This is a genomic window from Nonomuraea terrae (assembly GCF_004348995.1).
Lineage (GTDB): Bacteria > Actinomycetota > Actinomycetes > Streptosporangiales > Streptosporangiaceae > Nonomuraea > Nonomuraea terrae.
On the sequence record NZ_SMKQ01000307.1, the window covers coordinates 1 to 7,385 of the forward strand.

At 73.3% G+C, this 7,385-nt stretch carries 8 protein-coding genes; 7 read left to right on the forward strand and 1 reads right to left on the reverse strand.

Translation table 11 applies throughout. The annotated features are described in order from the left end of the window. From E1286_RS48600 to E1286_RS44505, 5 genes are all read left to right on the forward strand, one after another. A partial coding sequence (locus tag E1286_RS48600; RefSeq protein WP_223190917.1) for a hypothetical protein occupies positions 1-766 on the forward strand: 766 nt, incomplete at its 5' end. Further along, entirely contained in the window at positions 763-1,392 is a 630-nt protein-coding gene (locus E1286_RS44490; protein ID WP_132623028.1) for a hypothetical protein, read from the forward strand. The genes E1286_RS48600 and E1286_RS44490, both read left to right, overlap by 4 nt. Positions 1,393-1,467: 75 nt before the next feature. Continuing rightward, positions 1,468-2,316, forward strand: coding sequence for a phosphatidylinositol-specific phospholipase C/glycerophosphodiester phosphodiesterase family protein (locus E1286_RS44495; protein WP_132623030.1), 849 nt, complete (start codon positions 1,468-1,470; stop codon positions 2,314-2,316). 150 nt (positions 2,317-2,466) lie between these two features. Then, the gene (locus tag E1286_RS44500; RefSeq protein WP_223190918.1) at positions 2,467-3,939 is read left to right on the forward strand and encodes a hypothetical protein; all 1,473 of its coding nucleotides are present in this window, start codon (positions 2,467-2,469) and stop codon (positions 3,937-3,939) included. Then, a complete protein-coding gene (locus E1286_RS44505; protein WP_132623032.1) occupies positions 3,936-5,099 on the forward strand; it encodes an ARPP-2 domain-containing protein in 1,164 nt (387 codons plus the stop codon). Before E1286_RS44500 ends, E1286_RS44505 begins: the two co-directional genes overlap by 4 nt. On the opposite strand, the gene E1286_RS44510 is transcribed toward E1286_RS44505, so the two are convergent. Next, the gene (locus E1286_RS44510) at positions 5,044-5,448 is read right to left on the reverse strand and encodes a hypothetical protein (RefSeq protein ID WP_132623034.1); all 405 of its coding nucleotides are present in this window, start codon (positions 5,446-5,448) and stop codon (positions 5,044-5,046) included. The genes E1286_RS44505 and E1286_RS44510 overlap by 56 nt on opposite strands. A 144-nt stretch (positions 5,449-5,592) precedes the next feature. Here E1286_RS44510 and E1286_RS44515 point away from each other — a divergent pair, with 144 nt between their 5' ends. Continuing rightward, on the forward strand, positions 5,593-6,429 hold the full coding sequence (locus E1286_RS44515; protein ID WP_165970203.1) for a protein kinase domain-containing protein: 837 nt from the start codon (positions 5,593-5,595) through the stop codon (positions 6,427-6,429). Next, positions 6,426-7,385, forward strand: a 960-nt coding sequence (locus E1286_RS44520) for an AfsR/SARP family transcriptional regulator (RefSeq protein ID WP_187368320.1), incomplete at its 3' end; no start/stop codon positions are given. The genes E1286_RS44515 and E1286_RS44520, both read left to right, overlap by 4 nt.

Below are 7,385 nucleotides of genomic sequence, written 5' to 3' on the forward strand. Positions count from 1 at the left end.
GGGGGCGGTGGGGGCGACGACCGCGCCGCCTGCCGCCGAGCTCGTGGTCACGTTGATCTTCGTGGTGTTCCTGACCGCCGTGCTGAGGATCGCCCGGGCGGTGCCGGACATCCGGCGTGAGAACGCGGCGACGGCGCGCGCGGTGGCGAACGTGACCTCGGTGCGTCCGGGCGAGGCCACGCTGGTGGCGCGGCGGCTGAAGTTGTTCAGGGAGGCGGCCGAGGCCGGGAACGACTGCGAGTCCGTGCTGAGCGCCCGTTCCGCGCTGGACGAGAACGAGATGGTCAACCGGCACCACCTCGACCACGCGCTCATCTGGGCGCTGCCGGTCTTCGGCTTCATCGGCACGGCGCTGACGATGGCCGCGATGGTGACCTCGTTCTCCGGGGCGCTCGACAGCCAGGGCGACCCCGGTGCGCTGATCACGGCGCTCAAGCAGCACGTGCTGCCCGAGCTGGCCTCGGCGTTCGGGGTGACGCTGATCGCGTTGTTCCTGAGCGTGGTCGCGTTCGGAGCGATGGCGCTGGTCGAGCGGGCCGAGCGGGCCGGGGTGACCGCGGCCGACGAGGTGTTCCTCGTGCACATCGCGCGGCTGCCGGCCAAGCAGGCGGCGCCCGCCCTGCACGGGCTCACCCAGGAGCTCGCCGAGTCGCGCGGCAGGACCGAGGAGCTGGTCAAGGGGCTGGACGCGCTGCGCACCGCGGTCGAGCGGCTGAACGCCCTCGAGAGCCGGCCGCAGAAGTACACCCTGGTGAGGGAGCCGTGAGGCGTCGTCCGGCGCGGTCGTTCGCGCCGCCGCTCGACCTGCGTTTCATCGACCTGTTCATGACGATCGTGCTGGCGCTGGCGTTCATCGCGATCATGCTGACCGTGGTGGCGCGGATGTTGCCGACCGAGGCCGCGCCGCCGCCGACGCGGCACGAGAAGAGCGTGTCCCAGCTGCGCAAGCAGTTGGACGCGGCGGTGCGGGCCAAGGACCGGGCGGAGGCGGAGCTGCGTACGGCGCGGGCGCAGATCGCCGCGCCGCCCGCCGCCGCGCCGCTTCCGCAGCAGCCGGCCTTCACGCTGCCGTGGTGGCTGATCGGGTTCTGCGCGCTGCTGGGCGTGCTGGCCGTGTTCATGGGATGGCGGATCCGGTTGTGGACGAAGGGCGGGCTGCCACGCGCCCGGAGCTGGGTGCTGGTCGGTCTGGTGGTGGTGCTGGTCACGGCCGGGATCAGGTCGCTGACCGGCGGCGACGGGCAGCTGCTGCTCGCCGCGATCCCGTGGTGGGCGGCCGACGCGCTCTGTCTGGGGCTGCTGCTGGTCGCGTACGTGCTGGTGTCGGTGATCAAGGCGAGCCACGAGACGCTCGGGCAGATCCGGGCACGGGCTGCGCGCGATCTCCCGTAGTTTTATCAATAGTCACTTATGTCACACTTTTGCCGGTTAGCGTGGCGTGCATCCCCTCACCACGAAGGAGATGCGATGTTACGTCGAGCACTCGGCGTGCTGGTCGCCGCCGGCGCCGTTCTGCTGGCGGCCCTGCCGGCGGCCCTGCCCGCGTCGGCCGCCGCCGGCGTGGAGCCGCTCGCCCGCGCCCACGCGCACAACGACTACGAGCACGAACGCCCGCTCCTTGACGCCCTCGACCACGGCTTCACCAGCGTCGAGGCCGACGTCTACCTGGTGGACGGCCAGCTGCTGGTCGGCCACGACCCCGAGGACCTGCGCCCGGGCCGCACGCTCCAGGCGCTCTACCTCGACCCGCTGGCCGAGCGCGTACGGGCCGGCAGCGTCTACCCGGGCACCCGGCAGCCGCTCCAGCTGCTGGTGGACATCAAGAACAACGGCGCCGCCACCTACACCGCGCTGGACGAGGTCCTGCGCGGCTACCGCACGATGCTCACGACGTTCCACAAGGGCAAGGTGAAGCCCGGCGCGGTGACCGTGGTCGTCAGCGGCGACCGGCCGCGCGACCTCATGGCCGCGCAGGAACGCCGGTACGCCTTCTACGACGGCCGCCTGTCGGACCTGGGGCAGGGCGACCCCGGGCTGGTCCCGTTGATCAGCGACAACTGGACGAACCACTTCACCTGGACCGGCGAGGGCGAGATGCCGGCCGCCGAGCGCGAGAAGCTGCGGCAGATCGTGGCCACCGCGCACCGCGACGGCCAGCGCGTACGCTTCTGGGCCACCCCGGACGCGTCCGGCCCGGCCAGGGAGGCGCTCTGGCGGGAGCTCGTGGCGGCCGACGTCGACCACATCAACACCGACGACCTCGCGGGGCTGGCGCAGTTCCTGCGGGCGGTCGACGCCGGGCAGGCGGTGGCGTAAAACACCTCGCTTCCGCTCATCTTCGTCGGTAACGTCCGGATCTGGACTGGCCGCGGGACTTCGGTACGACTTCCGGAACCCGCCTTTGAAGCGATGCTTCGCAGCTCGTGCCCCCATTCCCCGGCCAGTCCACGATCCCGGGGGGAGCCGATGGAGACGTACGCCGACCTGATCGAGTGCGAGGACCTGCTGCTCTTCGCGAACGCGGCGATCACCTCGACCGGCCAGCGCGAGTTCCACAGCCAGGCCGGCGAGCAGCGGCTCTCCCTCGGCTTCCTGCACGACTACATCCAGGGCAACTATCCCGACCTGTACGCCCTGACCCTGGCGCTCGACGTCAACGAGCACAACGCCGCGCTGATCATCGCCAACCTGCTGCGGCAGAAGGGCGGGGCCGGTGACGCGCGGCTGATCGCGTGGCGGCTGAGCCGGATGAGCCCGCCCCGGGTCTACCGGCTCTTCGGGCGGCTGCGCCGCGAGGGCGTCAACAACCGGCGCACCAGGGCGATCGTCCGCGACTGGCTCGCCGGTCGTCCCGACCTGGCCTTCGACGCGGTGAAGTACCGTGCGGCGGTGAAGTCGGCGGTGCGGCACGCGCACCTGCGGCCGGCCGGTGAGCTGGGCGACTTCCTGTTCGCGCCGTTCGGCCGGGCCCGCTACGAGACTCCCGTTCTGGAGGCGTGGCGGCGGGCTCACTATGACACCTCGGCGCTGTACGACCTGCCGTACACGGTGGCCGAGGGGTTCGCGGCCCGGCACGGCATCAGCCGGGCGGTCTTCCTCGAACGCATCGCGCCACGCCTCACCCGGCTGGAACGGCTCCGCCTCGCGGGAGCGGCGGAGCGTGACGGCGTGCGCACCGACGCCGACCTTGCCGCGTTGCCGCTGGTCAGGGTGGCCTCGTACGTGCTGTCGCTGGATCACAGGACGCGGGCGGAGCGGCGTGCCGAGCTGGTGGGCGCGTTGCGGGCCTCGGCGGCGCGGGCGGCCGGGGCGCGGGCCGGCACGTGGGGGACCGTGACGGCGGTGCTGGACGACAGCTTCTCCTCCTACGGCTCGCCGGTGAAGCGCCGCCGGCCGCTCGCGGTCGCGCTGGCCTGCCATCACCTGCTGGAGGCGCTGGCCGGGACGTACCGGGGGCTGTGGGTGTCGGGCGGGACCGACCCGCTCATGGCACGGCCGTCCGGGCCCACGCCGCTCGGGCGGCGGATCGTCGACGCGCTGGAGACGCGGCCCGGCCTGGTCGTCATCGTCTCCGACGGGTGGGACAACGCGCCGCCGGGGCTGGCCGCCGAGGTGCTGCGGGTCTGGCGGCGCCGGCTCGACCCGGGCGGGGAGGTCGGCGTCGTGCATCTCAACCCGGTGTACGACACCGAGCAGTTCGACGTGCGGCGGCTGTCGCCGATGGTGCCGACGGTCGGGATCCGCGACGCGGAGGACCTGCCGGCGCTGGTCGAGCTGGCCAGGTTCGCGGAGGGGCGGACGGGGGTCGCGGAGCTGCGGGCGTACCTGGAGGACCGGGCGGCCGTGAGAGATCGGGTGGCCCTTGGCGAGCGGCGGGCCCTGGATGATCGGGCGGCGCCGGGTGAGCGGTTGACGCTGGGTGAGCGGGGGGTTTCGTGATCGATCTCGACGGGCTGGAGACGCGGCCCGCGCAGACCTGGGGGGCGCTGCGGCTGGTGCCGCTCGTCCGCCGCGAGCCCATCGTCGACCTGCGCCTGCACGCCAAGGTGTACGGCGACGAGCCTTCCGTGGTGTTCCTGCCGGACCGTACGGTCTACACCGCGTACGTGCCGCACGCCTTCGTCGCGTCCTGGACCGGCGACGGCGGCCCGGCGGCGGCGTACGGGACGCAGCTCGGGCAGCCGCTGCGACGCGTGCCTGTCCGGCTGCGGCGCAGGATGGCCCGGCGGGCGGATCGGAACCGGCTCAGGTTCCTGCCGCTGCACCTGGCCGTCGAGGGGTTCCTCGCGCTGCACTTCGGCGGGCCGGAGATCGCGTGGGAGGAGTGGTCGCGCCGGGCGGTCGCCCACGGGCTGTCCCCCCGTGCCGAGGACGCGTACACGGGGGCGCAGGTGCGCGGGCTGGACGACGCGCTCAAGGTCTTCGAGATCCATCCCGGGCAGTGCGGGCTGCTGCTGTACGCCGCCGACGCGCCGGCCGGCGCGTTCGTGGTGCCGCACCCGGAGGACTACCGGGCGCTGCATCCCACCCTCGTCCGCGACCTGTACGGCGAGCTGGTCTACGAGTACGCCATGCTCCACCCCGCCAGGGACTTCCCCGCCGTCATCGACGACGCCGCGGTCTCCTCGCTCGCCGACCTGCGGGCCGAGGCGGACCGGCACGAGCGGGAGTGGGCCGGCTTCCACGACTCCGTGATGGCCGCCGGGCTGCTCCGCGCCCCCGAACGGGTGGAGGAGATCTACCGGATGGGCCGGTTCACGCTGAGCCGGTTCCTGCCGTCGTTCGAGCGGAAGGGCGACAACCACATCGGGGAGACGATCACCGACGAGGAGGGGCGGCTGGCGTACCTGAAGACGTTCCGGCTGTCGGAGGCGCAGAGCCGGCGCGGCCACCTGCTGAGCGTGCTGGCCGCGCACGGGTGGAGCCTGCCCGAGGCGGCCGCCGCGCTCGGGATCGACGTGGCGGCGCTCGGGATGCGCCTGGAGCGGGCCGGCTTCGGACACCTGCTGCGGCAGGACGTCCTCGACGGTTACCGCAAGGCCGTCAGTGGTGGTGGGCGGCGTACTCGTCGAGGCGGCGGAACATCGCCGCCAGCATGAGCGGGAACATCGCGACGTGCGAGACCAGCATCAGCCCGTCGGCGTCGATGACGCCGAGCCACAGCAGGGGGAAGAGCGGCACGACGGGGGCGAACATCACCGCGCACATCTCCAGCGTCGGCGCCCAGCCGTGCCCGCGGAACCGCATCCACGCGGCCATGCCGACGGACATGTTGAAGGCCATGACCAGGTACCAGAGCTCGGGCTGCTCCGTGTGCGGGACGCCGAGCCCGACGGCGGACTGCAGCATGCCGAGGCCGAACATCCCGGCGAACATCGCGATGATCATCTCGACGTAGTGGAGGGCGAATCTGCCCCAGCGGCGGCCTGATCTCGTGGTCGTCGTCATGCCTACGACTGTGGCCGGAGACGGCCGTCCCGGCCAGGGCCGGCGGGCGGGAGGTCCGGAAACGTGGGTACTTCGTCCGTCTGTCCATGGTCGCCGACCCGCGGACCGGTCGAAAGGGGGCGAATCTGGCTAATGTGTCTCGCGATGAACGGCGATCGGGTCATAGGCGGGTACGTGCTGCGGCGCCTGCTCGGCCGGGGCGGCATGGGCGAGCTGCTCTCGCCGCTCAGGCCCCGGGTGATCGACTTCGGCATCGCCCGCCTCGTCGGGCACGACGGGCTGACCAGCCAGGCGATCCTCGGGACGCCCGCGTTCATGGCGACCGAGCAGGTGCGGGGGGAGCCGCTCACGCCGGCCGCCGACGTGTTCGCGTGGGGCGGGATGATCGCGTTCGCGGCGACGGGGCGGTTGCCGTTCGGGAGCGGGGTGCCCGCCGAGGTGCTGTCCCGGATCACGCAGGAGGGCCCCGTCCTGGACGGGCTGGACGACGGCATCCGGGCGGTGGTGGAGCGCGCGCCGGCCAAGGACGCCCGCCTGCGTCCCACCGCTCAGCAGCTGCTGGCCGAGCTGGTCGGCGGCACCCGCCTGGCAACGGCCACCGAGGTCGTCGAACGCACCTTGACGGGCTCGCCCGTTCAGGCCGGCACATCCGGCGTGGCCGGTGGGGTGAAGCGGCGGTGGTGGCCGTGGGTGGCCGGGGGTGTCGCGGTCGTGGCCGCCGCCGTCAGCGTGCCTGGGCTGGTGGGGGAGAGGTGGCCGTACGAGGCGGTCCTGGACGACGGGTGGGAAGTCGGCGCGTCTGAGGGTGGGGACGCGCGTATCTCGGGGGCCGGATACGAGCTCACGGTGAACCGGGGCCGGCGGCTGTGGAACGACCCGCACCGTGCGGGCGAGGTGGGCGTCTTCGCGGCCGCGGAGGCGGACCGTTCCGTACGCGTGCGTTTCGACTCCTTCACCGTGCGGCCGGTGGACGGCACATGAGCCAGGAGCCGCGGTTCGGCGTGCTCGGGCAGCTGCGGATCGACGGCGGCCGGACGCCCGGCCCCGCCAAGCACCGGACCGTGCTGGCCGCCCTCCTGCTGTCGGCCCGCCATCCCGTGCCGGTCGAGCGGCTCATGTCCGTGGTCTGGGACGACCGGCCGCCCGCCTCGGCCGAGTCGGTGCTCAGGGTGTACGTCAGCGCGCTGCGCAAGCTCGTGGACGGCATCCGTACGGTGCCCGGCGGCTACCTGTTCGACGTCGACAGGGACGCGGTGGACTGCCACCGGTTCGAACGGCTGGTCGTCGAGGCGCGGCGGGCACGGGAGGCGGGCAGCGTCGCGGAGGCGGCCGAGGGGTTCCGGGCCGCGCTGGCGCTGTGGCGGGGGCAGGCACTGGCCGACGTCGAGTCGTCGATCCTGCGCAGGGAGCACGGCGTACCGCTGGAGGAGGCGCGCCTGACCGCCCTGGAGGAGCGCGTACGGCTGGACCTGCGCCTGGGCAGGGGCGCCGAGGTGGTCGGCGAGCTGCGGGCGCTGGCCGGGGCGCATCCGCTGCGGGAAGGGGCCTGGGCGCTCCTCATCGAGGCGTTGCACCAGGCCGGCCGCAGGTCGGAGGCGCTCGGCGCCTTCCAGGACGCGCGGCGCACGCTCGTGGACGAGCTCGGCCTGGAACCCGGAGCCGTCCTGACCGCCGCCCACCGACGAGTCCTGAACGACCAGGGCAGCGCAGCCGACCGGGTCTCTCCGGAGGGCGTGGCCGTCGCGGCGCCCCCGGAGGCCGGGGACGCGGTTCGGTTCCTCGGGTCTGGGGGTGCGGCGGGGCTCCAGATGGCTGGAGGAATGGCCGGATACCCGACGGCACAGGCTGGAGCGGCCGGATACCCGACGGCACAGGCCGGAGCGGCCGGCGGGTACCCGGCGGTGGAAGCCGTGGCGGGGGCTAGGGGAGCGCCGGGG

Bases quoted from the DNA above. Each gene is read 5' to 3' on its own strand.
- E1286_RS44495 (WP_132623030.1), top strand. From the start codon at position 1,468: ATGTTACGTCGAGCACTCGGCGTGCTGGTCGCCGCCGGCGCCGTTCTG.
- E1286_RS44515 (WP_165970203.1), top strand. From the start codon at position 5,593: ATGAACGGCGATCGGGTCATAGGCGGGTACGTGCTGCGGCGCCTGCTC.
- E1286_RS44510 (WP_132623034.1), bottom strand. From the start codon at position 5,448: ATGACGACGACCACGAGATCAGGCCGCCGCTGGGGCAGATTCGCCCTC.
- E1286_RS44500 (WP_223190918.1), top strand. From the start codon at position 2,467: ATGGAGACGTACGCCGACCTGATCGAGTGCGAGGACCTGCTGCTCTTC.